Origin of the sequence: Pseudomonas sp. NyZ480 (genome assembly GCF_029537255.1) — a bacterium.
Classification (GTDB): domain Bacteria; phylum Pseudomonadota; class Gammaproteobacteria; order Pseudomonadales; family Pseudomonadaceae; genus Aquipseudomonas; species Aquipseudomonas taiwanensis.
Map to the genome: position 1 here is coordinate 1998150 of NZ_CP120626.1, position 16252 is coordinate 2014401.

The 16252-nt window shown below is 59.5% G+C and carries 29 protein-coding genes and 1 tRNA gene; 8 read left to right on the forward strand and 22 right to left on the reverse strand.

The window, feature by feature from the left end; genetic code table 11:
• The 3 genes from ihfA to P3R38_RS09070 all read left to right on the forward strand — a co-directional run bounded on the left by ihfA (position 1) and on the right by P3R38_RS09070 (position 816).
• Positions 1–303: an integration host factor subunit alpha gene (ihfA, locus tag P3R38_RS09060; protein WP_003250679.1), complete on the forward strand. Its 303-nt coding sequence runs from the start codon at positions 1–3 to the stop codon at positions 301–303.
• Positions 284–640 (forward strand): MerR family transcriptional regulator, encoded by a 357-nt coding sequence (locus P3R38_RS09065; protein ID WP_011533210.1) that lies wholly within the window; start codon positions 284–286, stop codon positions 638–640. Before ihfA ends, P3R38_RS09065 begins: the two co-directional genes overlap by 20 nt.
• 99 nt (positions 641–739) lie before the next feature.
• Positions 740–816, forward strand: a tRNA-Pro gene (locus P3R38_RS09070).
• An 88-nt stretch (positions 817–904) separates the two neighbouring features.
• Here P3R38_RS09070 and P3R38_RS09075 read toward each other — a convergent pair.
• Both P3R38_RS09075 and P3R38_RS09080 read right to left on the reverse strand, forming a co-directional pair.
• On the reverse strand, positions 905–2011 hold the full coding sequence (locus tag P3R38_RS09075; protein ID WP_277687011.1) for a tyrosine-type recombinase/integrase: 1107 nt from the start codon (positions 2009–2011) through the stop codon (positions 905–907).
• Complete coding sequence (locus tag P3R38_RS09080) at positions 2011–2223, reverse strand: hypothetical protein (RefSeq protein WP_277687012.1); 213 nt, start codon at positions 2221–2223, stop codon at positions 2011–2013. Before P3R38_RS09080 ends, P3R38_RS09075 begins: the two co-directional genes overlap by 1 nt.
• 349 nt (positions 2224–2572) lie before the next feature.
• Here P3R38_RS09080 and P3R38_RS09085 point away from each other — a divergent pair, with 349 nt between their 5' ends.
• Positions 2573–2824: a hypothetical protein gene (locus tag P3R38_RS09085; RefSeq protein ID WP_277687013.1), complete on the forward strand. Its 252-nt coding sequence runs from the start codon at positions 2573–2575 to the stop codon at positions 2822–2824.
• Positions 2825–2892: 68 nt separating this feature from the next.
• On the opposite strand, the gene P3R38_RS09090 is transcribed toward P3R38_RS09085, so the two are convergent.
• From P3R38_RS09090 to P3R38_RS09115, 6 genes are all read right to left on the reverse strand, one after another.
• A complete protein-coding gene (locus P3R38_RS09090) occupies positions 2893–3273 on the reverse strand; it encodes a phage protein NinX family protein (RefSeq protein ID WP_277687014.1) in 381 nt (126 codons plus the stop codon).
• Positions 3270–3623, reverse strand: a complete 354-nt coding sequence (locus P3R38_RS09095) for a hypothetical protein (protein WP_277687015.1) — start codon at positions 3621–3623, stop codon at positions 3270–3272. Before P3R38_RS09095 ends, P3R38_RS09090 begins: the two co-directional genes overlap by 4 nt.
• Positions 3620–3901 (reverse strand): hypothetical protein, encoded by a 282-nt coding sequence (locus tag P3R38_RS09100; protein WP_081669712.1) that lies wholly within the window; start codon positions 3899–3901, stop codon positions 3620–3622. The genes P3R38_RS09095 and P3R38_RS09100 overlap by 4 nt, the downstream gene beginning before the upstream one ends.
• Positions 3898–4170 carry a hypothetical protein gene (locus P3R38_RS09105; RefSeq protein ID WP_277687016.1) on the reverse strand — a complete coding sequence of 91 codons (273 nt, stop codon included), beginning with the start codon at positions 4168–4170 and terminating at the stop codon, positions 3898–3900. Before P3R38_RS09105 ends, P3R38_RS09100 begins: the two co-directional genes overlap by 4 nt.
• Positions 4167–4781 carry a hypothetical protein gene (locus tag P3R38_RS09110; protein WP_277687017.1) on the reverse strand — a complete coding sequence of 205 codons (615 nt, stop codon included), beginning with the start codon at positions 4779–4781 and terminating at the stop codon, positions 4167–4169. The genes P3R38_RS09105 and P3R38_RS09110 overlap by 4 nt, the downstream gene beginning before the upstream one ends.
• A gap of 84 nt (positions 4782–4865) precedes the next feature.
• Complete coding sequence (locus P3R38_RS09115) at positions 4866–5471, reverse strand: hypothetical protein (protein WP_277687018.1); 606 nt, start codon at positions 5469–5471, stop codon at positions 4866–4868.
• 57 nt (positions 5472–5528) lie between these two features.
• On the opposite strand from P3R38_RS09115, the gene P3R38_RS09120 reads away from it, so the two are divergent.
• Complete coding sequence (locus tag P3R38_RS09120) at positions 5529–6224, forward strand: hypothetical protein (RefSeq protein ID WP_277687019.1); 696 nt, start codon at positions 5529–5531, stop codon at positions 6222–6224.
• 68 nt (positions 6225–6292) lie between these two features.
• Here the strand turns inward: P3R38_RS09120 and P3R38_RS09125 are convergent, their stop codons facing one another.
• From P3R38_RS09125 to P3R38_RS09135, 3 genes are read right to left on the reverse strand one after another with little or no spacing between them, the layout of a single operon-like run.
• Positions 6293–7216: a DNA cytosine methyltransferase gene (locus P3R38_RS09125; RefSeq protein WP_277687020.1), complete on the reverse strand. Its 924-nt coding sequence runs from the start codon at positions 7214–7216 to the stop codon at positions 6293–6295.
• 17 nt (positions 7217–7233) lie between these two features.
• Positions 7234–7959, reverse strand: a complete 726-nt coding sequence (locus tag P3R38_RS09130) for a hypothetical protein (protein ID WP_277687021.1) — start codon at positions 7957–7959, stop codon at positions 7234–7236.
• Positions 7956–8222 carry a hypothetical protein gene (locus tag P3R38_RS09135; protein WP_277687022.1) on the reverse strand — a complete coding sequence of 89 codons (267 nt, stop codon included), beginning with the start codon at positions 8220–8222 and terminating at the stop codon, positions 7956–7958. Before P3R38_RS09135 ends, P3R38_RS09130 begins: the two co-directional genes overlap by 4 nt.
• Before the next feature lie 668 nt (positions 8223–8890).
• Between P3R38_RS09135 and P3R38_RS09140 the strand changes: the two genes are divergently transcribed.
• Both P3R38_RS09140 and P3R38_RS09145 read left to right on the forward strand, forming a co-directional pair.
• Entirely contained in the window at positions 8891–9070 is a 180-nt protein-coding gene (locus P3R38_RS09140; protein ID WP_186617724.1) for a hypothetical protein, read from the forward strand.
• A gap of 73 nt (positions 9071–9143) precedes the next feature.
• A complete protein-coding gene (locus P3R38_RS09145; protein ID WP_027907851.1) occupies positions 9144–9440 on the forward strand; it encodes a hypothetical protein in 297 nt (98 codons plus the stop codon).
• Positions 9441–9806: 366 nt separating this feature from the next.
• Here P3R38_RS09145 and P3R38_RS09150 read toward each other — a convergent pair whose 3' ends face one another.
• A complete protein-coding gene (locus P3R38_RS09150; protein ID WP_277687023.1) occupies positions 9807–10352 on the reverse strand; it encodes a hypothetical protein in 546 nt (181 codons plus the stop codon).
• Positions 10353–10468: 116 nt separating this feature from the next.
• Here P3R38_RS09150 and P3R38_RS09155 point away from each other — a divergent pair, with 116 nt between their 5' ends.
• Positions 10469–10771 carry a hypothetical protein gene (locus P3R38_RS09155; protein ID WP_277687024.1) on the forward strand — a complete coding sequence of 101 codons (303 nt, stop codon included), beginning with the start codon at positions 10469–10471 and terminating at the stop codon, positions 10769–10771.
• On the opposite strand, the gene P3R38_RS09160 is transcribed toward P3R38_RS09155, so the two are convergent.
• From P3R38_RS09160 to P3R38_RS09205, 10 genes are all read right to left on the reverse strand, one after another.
• The gene (locus tag P3R38_RS09160; RefSeq protein ID WP_277687025.1) at positions 10752–11270 is read right to left on the reverse strand and encodes a hypothetical protein; all 519 of its coding nucleotides are present in this window, start codon (positions 11268–11270) and stop codon (positions 10752–10754) included. The genes P3R38_RS09155 and P3R38_RS09160 overlap by 20 nt on opposite strands.
• Positions 11245–11592 (reverse strand): hypothetical protein, encoded by a 348-nt coding sequence (locus P3R38_RS09165; protein WP_277687026.1) that lies wholly within the window; start codon positions 11590–11592, stop codon positions 11245–11247. The genes P3R38_RS09160 and P3R38_RS09165 overlap by 26 nt, the downstream gene beginning before the upstream one ends.
• A 41-nt stretch (positions 11593–11633) precedes the next feature.
• The gene (locus tag P3R38_RS09170) at positions 11634–11828 is read right to left on the reverse strand and encodes a hypothetical protein (protein WP_060507212.1); all 195 of its coding nucleotides are present in this window, start codon (positions 11826–11828) and stop codon (positions 11634–11636) included.
• 2 nt (positions 11829–11830) lie between these two features.
• Positions 11831–12367, reverse strand: a complete 537-nt coding sequence (locus P3R38_RS09175; RefSeq protein ID WP_277687027.1) for a single-stranded DNA-binding protein — start codon at positions 12365–12367, stop codon at positions 11831–11833.
• Positions 12364–13131: a lambda exonuclease family protein gene (locus P3R38_RS09180; protein ID WP_277687028.1), complete on the reverse strand. Its 768-nt coding sequence runs from the start codon at positions 13129–13131 to the stop codon at positions 12364–12366. The genes P3R38_RS09175 and P3R38_RS09180 overlap by 4 nt, the downstream gene beginning before the upstream one ends.
• Complete coding sequence (locus P3R38_RS09185; protein WP_277687029.1) at positions 13128–13889, reverse strand: ERF family protein; 762 nt, start codon at positions 13887–13889, stop codon at positions 13128–13130. Before P3R38_RS09185 ends, P3R38_RS09180 begins: the two co-directional genes overlap by 4 nt.
• 10 nt (positions 13890–13899) lie before the next feature.
• Complete coding sequence (locus P3R38_RS09190; protein ID WP_277687030.1) at positions 13900–15024, reverse strand: hypothetical protein; 1125 nt, start codon at positions 15022–15024, stop codon at positions 13900–13902.
• A gap of 281 nt (positions 15025–15305) precedes the next feature.
• A complete protein-coding gene (locus P3R38_RS09195) occupies positions 15306–15521 on the reverse strand; it encodes a hypothetical protein (protein ID WP_027907655.1) in 216 nt (71 codons plus the stop codon).
• Positions 15518–15709, reverse strand: coding sequence for a hypothetical protein (locus P3R38_RS09200; RefSeq protein ID WP_277687031.1), 192 nt, complete (start codon positions 15707–15709; stop codon positions 15518–15520). The genes P3R38_RS09195 and P3R38_RS09200 overlap by 4 nt, the downstream gene beginning before the upstream one ends.
• Positions 15706–16122: a hypothetical protein gene (locus P3R38_RS09205; RefSeq protein WP_277687032.1), complete on the reverse strand. Its 417-nt coding sequence runs from the start codon at positions 16120–16122 to the stop codon at positions 15706–15708. Before P3R38_RS09205 ends, P3R38_RS09200 begins: the two co-directional genes overlap by 4 nt.
• Positions 16123–16252 lie beyond the last annotated feature (130 nt).

The window sequence follows — 16252 nt, forward strand, 5'->3', positions numbered from 1 at the left end:
ATGGGTGCTCTGACGAAAGCTGAGATGGCCGAAAGGCTGTACGAGGAGCTGGGACTCAACAAGCGTGAGGCCAAGGAGTTGGTAGAGCTGTTTTTCGAAGAAATTCGGCACGCGCTTGAGGAGAACGAGCAGGTGAAGTTGTCAGGTTTCGGCAACTTCGACCTTCGCGACAAACGGCAGCGGCCGGGCCGCAACCCCAAGACGGGGGAAGAGATCCCGATTACCGCGCGCCGCGTCGTCACCTTTCGTCCAGGGCAAAAGCTGAAAGCCCGGGTAGAGGCCTATGCTGGAACCAAGCCATAACGACGAACTGCCCCCCATACCGGGCAAACGCTACTTCACTATTGGTGAAGTCAGCGAGTTGTGTGCGGTGAAGCCGCATGTGCTGCGGTATTGGGAGCAGGAGTTTCCCCAACTCAACCCGGTCAAGCGGCGCGGGAACAGGCGGTATTACCAGCGGCAAGATGTGCTGATGATTCGTCAGATCCGTGCACTGCTGTACGACCAGGGCTTCACCATTGGCGGGGCGCGGTTGCGGCTTTCCAGTGATGAGGTAAAGGACGAGTCCAGCCAGTACAAGCAGCTGATTCGGCAGATGATTGCCGAATTGGAAGATGTGCTGGTCGTGCTCAAGAAGTGATCTGCACCCGACGAATGGAAGTTTCTTAAAAAAAAGCTTCCATTAATCAGATGGTTAGGGTAGATTCTTCATCGTTCTCAGCGGTATCGAGAATAGAGTCGGGGCGTAGCGCAGCCCGGTAGCGCACTTGCATGGGGTGCAAGGGGTCGAGTGTTCGAATCACTCCGTCCCGACCAAAAAACTCCAAGAAATCCAGATGCTTACGGGTATCTGGATTTTTTTATGGGCGGCTCTGCGCAAAACTTGCGCAAAATGGGCGCAAAACTATCCGGCGATTTCGCCAATATCCAGGTCGGCTTCGACTTCGGACCACACCACATCTTCGTGTCCTTTCTGGTAGTTCCTGGTCATGCCTTCAGTGGTATGTCCGGCGATTTTCTGACCATCTTTCCCAGCCCGTTTGTATAGGTGAAGGGAGAGGGCGCGCACTTCATGAAACCCTGGCATCTCCTCCTCTTTGAGGTCTTGATAACAGCCGGCGGCATCCCTTGCATCCTTGAAGGCACGGGTGAGAAATCTCTCATCGACCTTCGTCCAGTGATCCTTCCCTTCACGTTTCTTCTTCCGCTCAGGGCGTCGGTGCACCAAGTACGGAGACAGAATGTCGTCCCGGCAACGGCTCAGCACTTCGCCCAATTGGTCGGTGACTTTGATCTTCAGCCAGCCAGCGTCCGAAGCCTTCTCCGTTTTGCTCTGCACCACATACAGATAACCATCACGCACGTCTTCGAACTTCATATCGAGGATGTCGCCACGTCGTTGCGCAGTAATGAGCGCAAGATCGATGGCATTTTTCAGCCAGCGCGGGGACTTATCGCGAATTGCTTTCAGACCTTCTAGCGTGTGCCGCTTGCGTTGCTTCTTCTCGATCTTTGGAATCGTGTTGGCTGCAGGGTTGTCCGGGCACAGGCCTTTGGCAGCGGCATGGTTGAATAGATCGATCAGAATTGCTCGCGCTTGGTTGCTTGCCCGTGGGGTTAGCGGCTCAAGGAATTCTGCAATCATCCTGATGGTGATCTGGTCTATTGGTCGCTCGGCGAACTCTGCCCGGATTTGCTTGAACCTGACGGCGTATAAATCAAGCGTTGCTTTTGCTAGCTCGCGAGGCGGGAGTACGTCTCGCTCATAGGTGACCAGGAACTCGCCCAATGTCACCGAGCTTTCGCCGAGAACCTCGGCTACCAAGTCACCACCACGCAGGAATGCGGTGTTGAGCTGAGCGGCCGCATCGATGGCGCGGCCCCGGTCTGAGCCGAACTGAAACCACTTCCCGTCGGTGGGGCGCCGATACCGATACGTGCCCCGCCGAGCGTCGAAGTAGAGGTTCATGGGTAGGCCTTTATTGGCCTTGTTCCTTGGTCGAGGAACCATCACGCGACTCCTTTCAACACCATATCAACCAAGCTGTTGCCGGTGGTCCGCTGGTAGGCAGCCCAGTCGACGTACCAAATGTTGCCTATCCGTTCGCCCGGAATCTTGCGGTTGCGGAGGTAGTTGCGAATTGCCTGGGAGCACAGCGGAGTGCCGTTTTCGCCCCATTTTCGCCGCTGAAACTCGCTAATTTTGATCAGTTCTTTCTTCATTATGGTCTCCACGCCGCCGGTGGCGGCCAAATGGTTCGCAAAAATTCCACTTACCCCTTCGACGTAATGTATGGGTGCTAGAATCCCATTAGTGTGTTCTTTGGGGTGACCGCTATGGCGTTAGTGCTAGAAAATGGAAGTCATGTAAAATTTATTGATTGCGTGTTTGATGATGTCGACGTGGCAGTTGAGTTGATCAACTCAACTGATGTGGAAATAAGAAATACAACTGTTACCGGTAGGGCGGTTGTGAGAGGTAAGCATTCTCGCGGGCTGCTTTTTTCGGGAATTGAGCATACGTATCGTCCAAGCAGAACCCACATTTCAGTAGCTGTACAGAGGGCAATTTATGGCAATGTTTGAACTCGAAGACTCAGATCGGATAAATATTGAAGGGTGCAAGAGCGATAGCGAAACGCTCCTGAAAGGTGCGCGACTTAAGGATGTGACTGCTGTGGATTGTGAGGTTCAACAAAAGCCAGTCCAAGAAACTCCAAATCTGAAAACTGGTAAATTACTTGGCCTTTCAATCGGATGGGCTATGACTATTGTTGCCGGGGTAATAGTCGCGGCGATATCGACATGGCTTGGGTTGTCTTGAGGTTACTGACTTCTGGGCGTAAGACTCAGAATCTTTTCCTGGGAAGTCCTTGTATGTCAGTACCAGGATCACGGAATCAGCTCCTTCGGTATCTGGACGATATTGCCGAGCCTGTGGTTGACAAGGCCCCGGCAGAATGCGACCAGCGCGGTTGGCCCGTAGCACCAGACTCTGGCGCCGGCCGGCCCGCCTGCGTAGCAGACATCATCGGGCAGGCCAGGAATGTGCTGCGATGTTCCGGAGTGCTCATCGATCAGCAGGCCGCCCTGGCTCCAGTCCTTCGACGGCTGATAGAGGTTCGTCCAGCAGCCCCCCTCGGGTGTGTCGTAGATGCAGCTCACGCCTTGCTCGCTCACCTTGATCTCGCCGGCGGCTGTAGCCTTGGCCACCGCCCAGTCCAGAGGCGCGCCGACCAGGTTGGAGACCCTCACTTGGATCAGGTCGCTCATGCTGCCTCCTGCATTGCTTTGCCCACTTCAGCGGCAACCTCAACGATTGCCCGGCGGGTAGCTTTCGGGTTACTGATAGGCGTTATGTCCCGAGATGCTTCAACAAAGTTACCTCGGCACCCTGCGCGGTATGACTTCCAGACGCGGCCAGGGTGAATGGGCATCTCCAGCTCAAGAGCGAGGCTGAATGCTTGGCCATCGTGGTGCAGCGGCTCCCACACCGTCCAAAGGTCGTTGCCGCGCCTGACCCAAAGGGTGTAGTCCTGCCAAGAGGTCTGGAAGCCTGCGGCCATGGCGGCGAAGGTCAGCAGCTCCCGGTCTTCGGCGCTCACTACGGTTACGTCGATCATGGCGCCACCTGGCTGGGGTAGGGCGGCTGTGTGGAAAGGGAGAGCGAGCCCAGCAGCGGGAGCCTCACCCATGCGCCGAAGTGGCCGCAGCCGATTCGGTACTTGGTGCCGGCCGCCATCGAGGGGCCGAATGCCGGAAGACAAAGCGCCTTCTTGGGCTTGCGCCACCACACCGCCCAGCGCCAGTAGCCACACTTCAGCGCCCAGCTCGCGACAACAGCCTCCTCCCTTCCGCCGTAACACCAGCGCAGTCCAAGAAACAGTTTTCCGATCTTCACAGCTGATACCTCTCATCAATCCAGCGCCCAGGCGCCAGTGCGGGTGTAGGTTCGGGTTGGGTTTCGTGCGGGGAGAGCTGGCGCTCGTTGCTGGACTGCCGCCCGGTCTTGCGCTTGAGTTGGCTGTCAGGAATGCAGCTCAGCCCTGTGGCGGTGTACCAGCATGTGACGCCGCGCTCGTCGTCGTGGAAGGTTTCGACGCCCCATGGCAGGGGCTCAGCGCTGGCGCCGGTGGCCAGCAGCAGGAGGCAGAGGGCGAGGCGGGTCATGGCTCGATCCTCTTGAATTCGATGACCCAGACCCATGGGTTGCCGTTCCACGACTCATCGCCGTTGATGCTGCTCCAGAGGCATTCGAATAACTGGGCGGCAGTCAGCGTCTCGTCGGCGTCTGGAGCGTGGCGGAGAAAGCCAACACCTTCCGCCTCGGCCTGCTCTTCGCTGATGTCCTGCAGGAGCTCTACCCGTACGTCGGTGACCTCCAGCAGGATGCGGCTATCGCGCCGACGCATGTGAATGCTCGGTTTCCAAGGTCCGCCGTAGTCGGTCCGGTTGTCGCACTCGCGGTAGACCACCCAGCTTTCTCCAGGCGCCTGCGCCACATTGATCTGCGCCCATGCTTCGCGGACCCACAGGCGGTCACCTGGCAGTCCATACGGGCAGACAATTGGATGCTCGGTGCCTTTGGCATCCATGCAGCTCTCGTCAAACGTGTGCATGGGGCGCCAAGACTCGTCTTCCTGCTGGTGAAGCTCGAAGCTGCTATCAGCGCTCCGCATGCTGGGCTTGATCTCGCGCCGTGTGACAGTCTTCTGGCCGTTCAAGATGGCGCGGACCATATGCCCGCTGAACAGGATCGGGCGTTCCTTTGCTTGAGACATAGCTTCGCCTTGGCCGCCATATCGCGGCAGTGAATAGAGGGGAGAGGGGTTACAGCTGGGTGGAGTACTTTTGTACTCCTTTCGTCAGGATGTCTTGATCTCAAGCGCCGCGCGGGCCTGCCAAGCGTCGTGAGCTGTACCGGCAACGAGGTCGTGATACAGGCCGATCTCGTCCAACCTCAAGTTCAGCGGGGTTAGCCTGGATCGGGCCCAACTCTCGAACGCTGCATTCTCATTGTGCTCAACAGGCGTTGTCGGCGTTGTGTTTCCCTTGAGCTCATCCAGGATGTCGCGCAGATACCCAGTGGCTACGCTCGGCTGGGTGCCAGCGCAATCGACCAGCCTTTGGACGAAAGCCGTGGCCTTGGTCAACCGTGCAGCCTCGACATCCCCGGTCATTGGCCCCAGTCCAACAATCGGCAGCCCAGTAGCCGCCGCATCCCTCTCTGCCTCTTCTTTGGTCCACCAGAAGGCAGTACCAACCATCCAGGCTATAGGCTCGGGGTGGGGCTGCGGTTCTGGATGCGTTTCGCGGTAGCCGGCCAGAAACAGCAGGTAGTCGCTGTGGGTGCGCTGGTCTTCGAAGCCGGTGCTGTCCTTGCGCAGTTCTTCCTCGCCCAGGCCGAGCGGGTTGAGCCTGATGAACACATCGCGTGGGTCGGTGTTGCTGGATGGGTTTTCTGTGGGCATGGATGCTTTTTCCAAATATGGCTAGGTATAATTGTTAAAAACTCTACGGATATGATTGTGAAGAGAGATTGGGTTGTTTGGCTGGGGTGCATTTTGCTATTCGGATCTGGGGTTGTTTGGGGGAGCGTGCATTTAAAAACCGATTTTTTTGTTGTAAGCAATGTCCATGATCTTTTCGATATTTTCGGAGCAATAGCGACAGTTGTGGCGGTATGTGTTGCAGCAGTCGGGCTTAACTCTTGGAAAAGTCAAATTCGCTCATCTGCAGATCATGAATTGGCGAGGGCTATTTCGGTCTCGCTCTTACGTTACAAAGCGCAAGTGGAGAATATATGGGATTGCGCGTCGTCTGCGCATGCAAGGCTTGATTATAAAGTTCAGCTTGGCGGGTCGTTGAAGGAGCGGGTGGAACAAAATATACAGTCAGACATCAACGCGGCTCAGGCAGCTAGGGTTGAGTTTCAAGGACTGATTCTTGAATCTAAGGCTGCGTGGGGGGACTTGTTAAATGCAGATGCTGAGCGTTTGGTTGAATTTGAAGGGCGCTGTTGTCGTTGTGCGCAGAAGTACTTGAAGTTCTTTATGTATGATGGTGCGCTGGGTCGGTACGGTTTATCGAAAAGTCATGCAGAGGTGGTGAAGAGTTGGCAGTGGTTTGAGCAAAACGAATTGGATTCCAGGGACGGCGCTGTTCAGTATTTAGATAGGGTGGTGATGAGTGTTTTTGATGCTTTAAGGGCGAAGCGTATTTAGTGCTTATTAATACTTGTCTATTGTGTATGAATTAAAGCGAATGGTGGGGGTGAGCGACAACAGTTCAACTAAGCGGCTGCGAGCAGAGCTTCAATTACCCGCTGCCCAGCCAGTGGCGGTACCGCGTTTCCGGCCATGTGCATGGTCAGCCGATGACTGTCCGGACGCAGGGTGTCAGCCGGGAACGACATGGCGGCCAGGGCCTCGCTGGCGCTGAGCATCCGCATGCGGTCACCGTCGACCAGCGCCCAGCGGTCCAGGGTGGTGATGGTGCCGGTCGGCCGGTTAATGTCGCGGCCGGTGGTGCCGGAGCCTTTGCCGTAGTAAGGCATGATGAACCGGTCGCCGAAGCGCTGGCGCCCGTTGCGCACGCGGTCGAGGGTGGCTTGGGCCCGGCCTGGCTTCTCGATTGGCGACCAGCGGCCGGCGTCGAAGTCGAGGAAGCTGGCGGCCGGCACATGTCGCTCCTGCGGCAGCTGCAGCATCAGCGGCGCCTTGCTGCGTGTCAGCACCATGAATAGCCGCACGCGATGCTGTGGCACGCCGACGTCGGCGCAGTCGACGATATGCGGAGCGGCCTGATACCCCAGCGCCTGTACCGCTTGCAGCCAGGCCGGGTAGAGCACCCAGTCGGTGAACTCCGGCACGTTCTCGATCACCGCCGCTTGTGGCCGGTGGAACTCAAGTGCCGATACCGGCGCCCAGGCCGTCGAACGCGATGCGTCATGCTCGGGATTGCCCGACCTCTTGCCGCGCGCCTTGGCGTGGCCCTGGCAGCAGGGCGAGGCGAGCAGGATGTCGTGAGCAGGTACCTGCTCCCAGCGAGCCTGGTGCAGATCCTGGCAGACGTGCTGCGTCTCGGGGTGGTTGGCGCTGTGCCATTCAACAGCTACCGGCCAGTGGTTTGCCGCCCAGAGAACCTGGACGCCTGCGGCGCGCGCGCCAGTGCTCCATCCGCCGAGGCCGGCGAACAGGTCGATTGCTGTAGTCATTTGAGAATCTCGTTCGGTTATAGGGCCAGTTCAGTTTGGCTCTCGCGCTGCCAAGTCGGCGAACTGGTGTGCGCTTCGATTCGATCAGCGATCACGCTGGCGCGCTGGCCGGCGGAAGGCGGTACGTACATGCCGAACCGGCTAATGCTGCCGCCGTTGACCGCGGCGTTGGTGCTGTCGGCAGACGCCAAGGGCAGGCTCTGGAAGATTGCCGGGTCAAGCATGCGTAGGCCATGCAGGCGGCATTGGGGCCGGCCTTGTTCATCGCATATGGCATCCATCGCTGAACTCATGCGTTTCCACCACGCGGCGGTACCAGGCGATCTCCACTGCCCAGAGCTGCCCAGGGCAACAATTCGCCAGGACTGCGCCAAGCGCTGCAAGCGCTCGATCGTCTCGTGCATGTGCCAGACCGGAACGCCTGGGAGGTGGCTGGGCCATTGCTCGAGCAAGCGGTCGTTGGCGGCCTCGTCACCGTCGATCACGTCAGGGATCAATGCCCAGTCGAAGCCAGGGTGGCGGTGCCAGTCATCTACCCAGCGGGTGTACCCCTCGACATCAACCTGGCCGCCTTTCTTCCAGACGGTGAATGCGCCGTTGTCGAAGACGAACGACTGACAGGTCTCGGCGACAATGCCCATGTCGTCCTGGCGCGGGAACGGCACCAATGCGTGCCTGCCTGCCAGCAGCCTTGCTGCATCCTGTCGCGTGCCGCCTATAGGCGTGCCGTGGTAATGGATCATCCGCTCAGCCTCACCGTTTCGATCTCAACGCCCTGGTGCACCGCCTTGATCAGTTGGTCGCCGCCGAAGCGCTCGGCCAGTTGGTCGGCGATCTGCTCGTGCCAACCCTGCTTGATCAGCGCCGTGGCTGTCCTGATGTGCTCGACGAGGATCATCGATTGGCTGCGAATCTCCAGGCTGTACACGATGACCTCTCCATCGCCGGGGCAGATCGCGGTGAATGTATGCCGGTAGGTGTTGCTGGATCGGTTTTCTCTGGGCATAGGGATATCCTGGAACAATGATGGCTTATTGATGTCAGTACAGGCGCTGTCACTCACAAACAACCAGAACCGGAGAACGCATCGTGGAAAATGCATATAGAGTCCTGATAGGCATCAAGGAGGAATTTCAGATTGAGGTTGAAAGAGAGGCGCGCAACGTGACCACTGAGAGTTGCACGAGGAAGCTGAACGTGCGCCGCCCAGGCGGGCAACTTGTGGACTCCTACGACGTCACCACAAGCAATGCATTGACTGGCGGGTATGGCTCCGTGACTTGGACTCGGACCTTTGGCGCGGGCGAAAGCAGTATCCCTGTCGATGCTCCTGGGAATCCTTCCTGGAATTGACGGTTGAGCGCCAAGCAGCCTAACTAGGTTCGACGTGACTCACCCATCCAGCTTCGGCGCCCGAGTCTTCGCATAGATGATCGGGCGCCCTCCAGCGTCGATCAGTCTGATTGGACCGGGTGGTTTTCGTGATCCTCTTGGCCTTGGCAAGCGCTACCACGGGTCATGCTGAAAACTGCGAATGTGCTCATGGTGATCTCCAGACAGGCGCCGCCCTCGCCGGGGAGGCGTTATCGTTGAATAGGGGAAGGCGCCGCAGTTGGCGCGCATCGTTCTGGTGAGCTATCAATTCATGGCTGACTCGACTTCGTGGAGGTCGCCATGACACTGAAAAGCGATACCGAAGCCCTTGCTTCGATCGAGGAAGAAGCCCAGGCAATGCTGAAAAAGATCGGCTTGCCGGACGAACAGATGAAGAAGGAAATGGTCATCTGCCTACGCCAGATCATCGCGATTGCCCGCTACCGAAAAGGCCTGGGCGCCAACCCTGCCGTTGAATAGGGCAAGGCGCTGGCGGGCAGTGCCGAATTGGGCTATTGCTTGGCTCTCGGTCAGTCCATTCAGGGAGCGTGAGATGAAGCGGTTAATGATTTGTGCGTTGCTGGCTGCGTCGGGCGCGGCTCAGGCTGGCATTCCACTGGTGAACGCGACGTGCCCAGGAAACATCGAGGTGCACGCCGACAAGGGCGGTCCGATTTATATCAACGGCAAAGAAGGCAAGCTGAAGAAATTCAACGAGAACTACTTCGAAGCCAAAGGCAGTGGGGTGACAATCTCGCTGTCGATCAACCCGGACGGCTCGCCTGATGTCTCGTATACCGGGAAGGACCGGGCTAACGGGATTTGCCAGGTGAAAAGCGAAGGCTCCTGAGGCGCTGGCGGACAGCGCCAGTTTGTTCAGGTAGTTGGTGTGTGCTATTCCGATATGGTCGAACAAGGAGAACTCTAATGAGATTTCTCATCGTTTTCGGAATTGCTCTGGTAGCCGCCCAGTTGGTTGGCTGCGGTGAAAAGGTGGAGGCGCAGCCGCAGGCTAACGTTGCTCCAAGTGCTTGCGGATGCTCTGACCAGGCAAACCTGATTGGGAATAAGCACGCCGTATACAATTGCAATTGTGGGGCGATGCAGTGCGTCGTCGCATTTTCAGCAAATGGAACCGGTGGTCCTTTGGGGGAAGTTGCGTTGCAGTGTAAGTAGATCGTTATCGGGCCGCTGATTGTCCGGCAGCGGCGGATGGTCAGGCTGCGATCGGGAACTGCTTGGCCAAGGCCTGCTGCACCGTCTCGATGATGCGGCAGAGGTAGGCCCAGTCCGGGTTCGGCTCCATGGCGTCAGCCGGCAGGTTCCACCAGTCGTCACCGAATACCCGATGCATGAACTCGCGGTGGACGCCGCCGCACTCATCTAGCGAACTGGTGTGGCGAACATCCTCTGCCTCGTCGAGCAGGCTCCTGGCAGCTTCTGCGTCCAGATCCCGTTCACGCCGCATTTGCACGATCACCTTCCGCGCTTTGTCGGCCATGGCTTCAGCACTGAACCGGCGAGAGCTCAGCGACCGGTCGAAGTAGCCGATGATGTAGGCGTCGTGCAGCTTGCAGAAGAACTGGCCGATGGTCAGGCCATCCCACATGCCGCCCCAGTAGGCGTGCCAGGTCTTGTCGTAGCAGCTGACGGTGATCTTTCCCTTGCAGGGTGCGAAGTCTTCGAGGTAGACGCTGATCGGGTCCAGGCCTTCGGCGCCGGTGATCAGCAGCTTGGTGACTGTCGAGGTCTCGACTTGCATTGCGGTACTCCATGCATGCGCCGCCCTCCGTGGCCGGATGCGGCATGGTGGCAATTTGGGGTGGGATGGGGTATTACGGGTTACCGGCATGGGGCCGGACTACAAGGAGCGCAGTGATGCCATCGCAACAGGAAATCGAAGGACTTTTCGTAACCAGAGGAAGTGATCACTTGATTTACCGAAGCTCGGAAGGAAAGGGCCCGGTGTACCTTGTCAGCTCTGGTGACGGCTTACACACTGTGAGCCTCAAGTCCGGGCAATATGGTTTCGGCTCTGATGAGACTGGCTCAGGAGACGCAATCATTACCCTCAAAGGTGGTGGGATTCACGACGCGAAAGTCGTGTCCACTGTTCCTGAGACACTTCCTGATGGATCAACTGATGCTATCAACTTGGTTCTCAAGCTGAAGCTGGCCTGAGTACCTCGTCGCCAGGGTCTTGCTGGATCATCAGCATGCTCTTCCGATCGAAAGCCAGGGCCAAGCGTGGCGAGATGCTGATCTCATGGCGCGGCGGGGTGAGAAACTTCGCCGCGTGCAGCGTGCCCAGGGCGTGGATGCCGTGAATCAGCGCCTCGATCATCTGGCTATATGTGGCGTCTGCCCAGCCGCAGATCGCCCGCAGGTGCTGCCCAGTCCGCTTCCTGGCTGACAGCCGCAGCGGCTCAGTCCGCGCCACAAGTCGGTGAGCGTCTATTTCGTGGCGCGCGATCCTGAACAAGGCGTGATGCCCGAGCGCTTCGACGTGATGAATCATCAGCGTCATCGCCTCGCCCTGTTCCTCGATCCCGGCCCACTCCATCAGTTCAAGCAGGGCCTGTTTAGTCCCTGGTCGAACTTTCAAGCGCAGGTCTTCTTCCTGGAGGCGATCGGCCTTATCGCGCCGGCGCTCGTCACGCTGCTGCTGCGTCAGAGCCATCATCGCCTCCATTGCGCACAAAGGTGGCGCCCGGCCCGATGTCGAGCAGGTCGCACACCCGGTTGATGATCTTGAGCGCGGCGTCGAACACCTTGGCGTCGTCCGGCTCGCGGGCCAGGCGCTTCATGTTCGGCTGGTGCTCCAGGCAGACCTTATCGACCAAGCGCCGGGCCAGCCTGCGCAGATGATCCGCGCTGTCGTGCATGCGCAGGCTCAGCGCGAATGCCAGGGCCACATCATCAGGCCGGTACTGGCCGCCGCTGCGGGTGATGTACAGCTTTCGGACCGGCTTGCGAATCGATGCGTCGAAAAGGGATGCCATGCTCGACCTCCTGCAGGCCACTTGGTGGAAGGTGGAAATGCTCACGCCGCCTTGTTCTTTGCAGCGCGCTTCGGATTTTTCTGCTCAATCTCAAGATCCATGTCGTTCCAGCCGGCCAAGAACCAGGCCCCATGGAACGTGTGATAGGCGAATGGGTTGGCCATCTTGCCGCCACCGTTTCGGCGGCATTCCCGGCCAAGGTAGTAGACGCTGGGATGCTCGCCGCAATCGCTCATGACTATGCACCTACCAGGTGGTGGATCGGGGCGAACGGTATGTCGTCGTTGAAGCTATCTGGCGGCGCCGACTGCTGGCTCTGCTGCCCGTAGTTGTCATTTGGGTTGTAGTGGTGCTGCTGCCGAGGCTGCTGGCGCTGTTGCCGCTGCTGTTGAGGCTGCCGCTGTTGTTGCTGCTGTCCGCCGCCTTGGTTATCCGGCCGGCCGCCCAGCAGCTGCATGGTGCCGTTGATATCGACGTGCACCTCGGTGCTGTACCGCTTGATGCCGTCTTGCTCCCATTCGCGGGTTTTCAGCTTTCCCTCGATGTAACATTGCGACCCTTTGCGCAGGTATTCGCCGGCAATTTCAGCGACCTTGCCGAAAAGCACCACGCGGTGCCACTCGGTTTTCTCAACCTTCTGCCCAGTCTGCCTGTCGTTCCATGACTCGCTGGTTGCCAGGCTGACATTGGTCACGGCATTCCCGTTTGGCAGGTAGCGGACTTCCGGATCCCTGCCACATGTGCCAACCAAGATGACTTTGTTGATGCCTCTCATGCTGCTTTGCTCCTGAGTTGTTTCTCGTATCCGTCAACTAGCAGCTTGAACTCCCAAAGGTCCTGCTCCAGCTGCTCGATGTAGTCATCGTCGCGCTTGAACTCGCGCCACCAGAGCTGGCGGCCAACAGGCTTGAGGAGAGGGCAGTACATCCCGATGTGCCACCACTTGCGGCCGGTGATCCACATGCAGCCCTGGACTTGGTCGATAACTTCGCTGGCGTCGTTGTTGATATGGAAGGCCCGGAGCTTGTCAGGGGCCAGGAAGCACTTGTACTCGCTGCCGCCGTCCTCGCCGATGAAACCGTCCGCGCTTGCGCCGAATACGCCGTCGTCCGTTTTGACCAGGCCGACCTGAGTAACGATGAGGCCGGTCTGGATCTCATGTTCCATCCGGGCCTCAGGCTCCAGCTCGTGACCGCGACGCATCTGCCAAGTCTCGAATCCGCCATCGAGTGGTGCGCCACCGATTCGCTCAACGGCCAGCTCGAATGCGTAGGTGAGGGCGGCATTCGACGGTTCGCCGACCTTTTCCCCGTCCAGCGCCTTCTGGACCACCTCAGCTTTAGGTGCGGCCTTGTAGCCGGCCAGGTCGCGTGCTTTGGATTCGCTGTGGCCCGCAAGAATTGCCTCGACGTAGGTCTTCTGCTGGGTGGTCAGCCCGTTCACCTTGGAGCGGGCAGTGCTGAACATGCTGGCGGTGATCACGCCGGCGCGGGCCTGCAGCCACTCGGGCGAGCCCTGGGTGCAATTGACGATAATCATGGGTTGGCCTCCAATACTGCTTTCCGCTTGGTTACGGCGATCTTCACCGCGTCGTATCCGGCTTTGTCACCGGTGGCCTGCATGACCTTTACGGATGCCTGCCATACATCCTTGAGCTCGTCGGGGGTTGCAGCTGCTTCGACCTGGGCAAGGATGTCGTTTAGCGCCTGGGCTCGCATTTCTGCCGTATCGGATCCATCCGACGATTGCGCGTCATCGTCCCTGACGTCGCCGGTGGTGATGTTCAGCAAGGCGCACATCACGTAGCGCTTACCGTATGTGGTGGATGAGCCAACCGCTTGAACATCGTTCCGGCCTTTGCCGATGTCGGCCGGCAAGGTCATGGTTGTCTGCTCGCGGTGGCCGTCGCGGTGCATCAGGATGCCCGTGACGCTGATCGACTTGTCCTGGTTCTCCACCTTGAAGGTGATCGCGAACCCGTGGCGCTGCATGATCGGCTTGACCACCCGGGTGATGTCGTCGAGCGTGGCGTATGCGTTTCCGGTGTGCAGGTTAACCGCAGCCTCGAACACCGTCGGGATCTCGCATTGCATCTGCGCCATGCCAGCGTTGAAGGCGGCTTCTGCTGTCTTGGCCTGCATGCGCTCGTGCATAGCCAGTAGCCGCTCCATCTTCTCGATATCGCAGGATGGATCGGCCGCTGCTCTGCTGATCACAGCCATGATGCTGTTGTCGACGGGGCCGGCTGGCGCCACCGCTTGGCGGCGCTGCTCAGGCACAATGATTGCGCTACTCATGGTCGGTGCCTCAGTAGGAGATGGCGATGTTGGGGATCTTGCGCTGAGCGATCAGGGTGACCGCTTGCTTGGCGCAGGCTTCAGGCATGCCCTCGGCCATGAAAGCTTCCAGGGCGGCGCGGTTGATGCTCGCCCGATGTGCTTTGTCAGCTTCACGGGCTTCCTGCTGGCGCAGGATCTCGGCTGCTGCTGCATCGGCCCGGCGGCGTTCTTCATGGCGGGCCTGCTCGGCTGCCTCCTCTTGCCGGCGGGCTGCCGCCTGGCGCTCTTGCTCCATCCGCTGCTCGGCTGCAACGCGGTCGGCCTCGGCCTGAATCCGTGCACGCTCGGCTTGCTCAGCCTGCAACTTGAGCTGCAGACGCTGATTCTCGGCTTCGCGCTCTTGCGCAGCGGCCTGGTCAAGCAGTTCCTGTTCACGACGGGCTGCCGCTTCGCGTTCTGCTTGCTGCTGCTGGGCCACGCGTTGGCGCTCGGCCTCGACGGCGGCCTCTTGGGCTGCCCGAATGCGATCCTGCTCGGCGCGCTCTTCTGCTTCGCGGCGCAGGCGGGCCAATTCGGCTTGCTCGGCGTCGTACTTCTCGCGCTTGGCCAGGCCGGCACGCAAGGCATTCAGGACTTTATCCTTCTCGCGAGCGGCTTCAGCTTCAAACTCTTCCCACTCAGGCCCGATCACCACCTCTTCGACAGAAGCGATGCGATCCTTGATGTCCGTCGCCTCCAGAGCATCCAGGCCATCGTCACGATTGCGCAGCCAGTCCAGGCGGTCGTTGTGGCGATCAATGCGGGCGTCCTCGGCGGCCTCCCATTCGGTGAGTGGCCGGCGCGTCTCGTCCCTCAGCGTGTCCATCTTGGTCACGAACTCGCGCAGCTCGGCTTCGACCACCTTCGGCATTTCCTTCAGCCGACGCAGGTAGTCGCGGCCCGGCTTCTCGACGGCGGTCTTCGACTTGCTGACCTTGGCGGCCAGGCTGGCGATGCGCTCGCGGCCCTTGCGGGTGGTCAGGTCGGGCACTTCGGCTTCGACCTCGGCCTTCACCAGGTCGATGAATTGCTTCAGGCCACCGGCCACGTAGATGGCCGGGGCGTTCTCCTCGCTGATCTCTTCGATCGCGATCAGTTTCTGTTCTGCGGACATTAGAAAACCTCGCGCCTGGCCGGCGCCGTCAGTGAAAGGGGAAATGCCAGGTCACCCGGATTGGAGGTGCCACCAGGCCCTGGCTGCGGTGGATGATTGCGCGCTCTCGCCGCTTACGCTCCCGAAGGGGTACGGTTATCCCGAAGGCCCGCCGTGCTCGGGTGCGTGTGATTCAGGAAGTGATGCAGCCGGCCCAGGCGCTCGCAAGCATCCAGGCGGTGCAGATGAGTAGGGTGGTGAAGCTGCCGCGCCAGAATGCCAGCGGCGTGCTTGCTGGCGGGTCACGATCGGACCTCATAGGCCAGCGTGCACATGCCGCAGAGGTAGGCCCGGCCCGACCAAGCTGCCGGGTTCTCGATGTGGGCCAGGCGCGCCTGGTTCATGGCGTCCTCCATGGTCAGGCCCTTGAACACCATCAGGATGCGGTCATCTGGCACGGCCTGGGCAACCTCGGCCACCTGGTCGTCGATGATCGACGGGAAGATCGGCGTAGTCATGCAACCTCCTTGCGCCCACCAACAATCTTGTTGAGGCGCCCGCAGTAATGGTTGAACTCTTCGATGGTGATGCGCTGGTCGGCCATCATTTCGGTGAGCTGCTTCTGGATCATCGCGGACCAGCTCACCGGCGTAGATGGATCGGCGAGAGCCTCCAGTTCATTGTCGAGCAGGACGTGAGGGCTCATAGCTGAGCCTCATCTGCCTCGTGCTTCACGCCTTGCTCGGCATAACCTTCAAGCATCGACTCGGCGATCTCGAAGAGCTTTCCGCCGACGTGGTCGCTTGGGCCAAGGATGTCAGGGACCATGCTCTTCACCGGGCCTCCGGCCTGAGCCTGGAGCAGGAGGAGGGCCAGGGCGTTTAGGTCGTCCTTCTCAGCCTCTTGAAGGGCGCGAAGATGCTCGGCCAGCTTGGCGACGAACTGCTCTTGGCTAACGCCAACTGGGCCACCAAAGCGCTGCGGAATCAGAACATCACAGCCGCCGACCAGCTCCTCGGCCTTGCTCTCGATCCAGTTCTGCGCCGCCTCCTGATAGGCCGAGTCGTCTTCCGGCTCAGCATGGTCATACCGCCATTGTGCTGCTCGAAGTGCGTCCATGGCGTCCTCCTAGTTGGTTGTGCGGCCGCATTGGCCAGGAGCCAGGCGCGGGTGACCAAACCCACCTTGAGAGGTGGCCTGGCGCCTGCCAATGCGGTCGTATGTGAAGGGAGGGGGCAGGCGCCCGGAG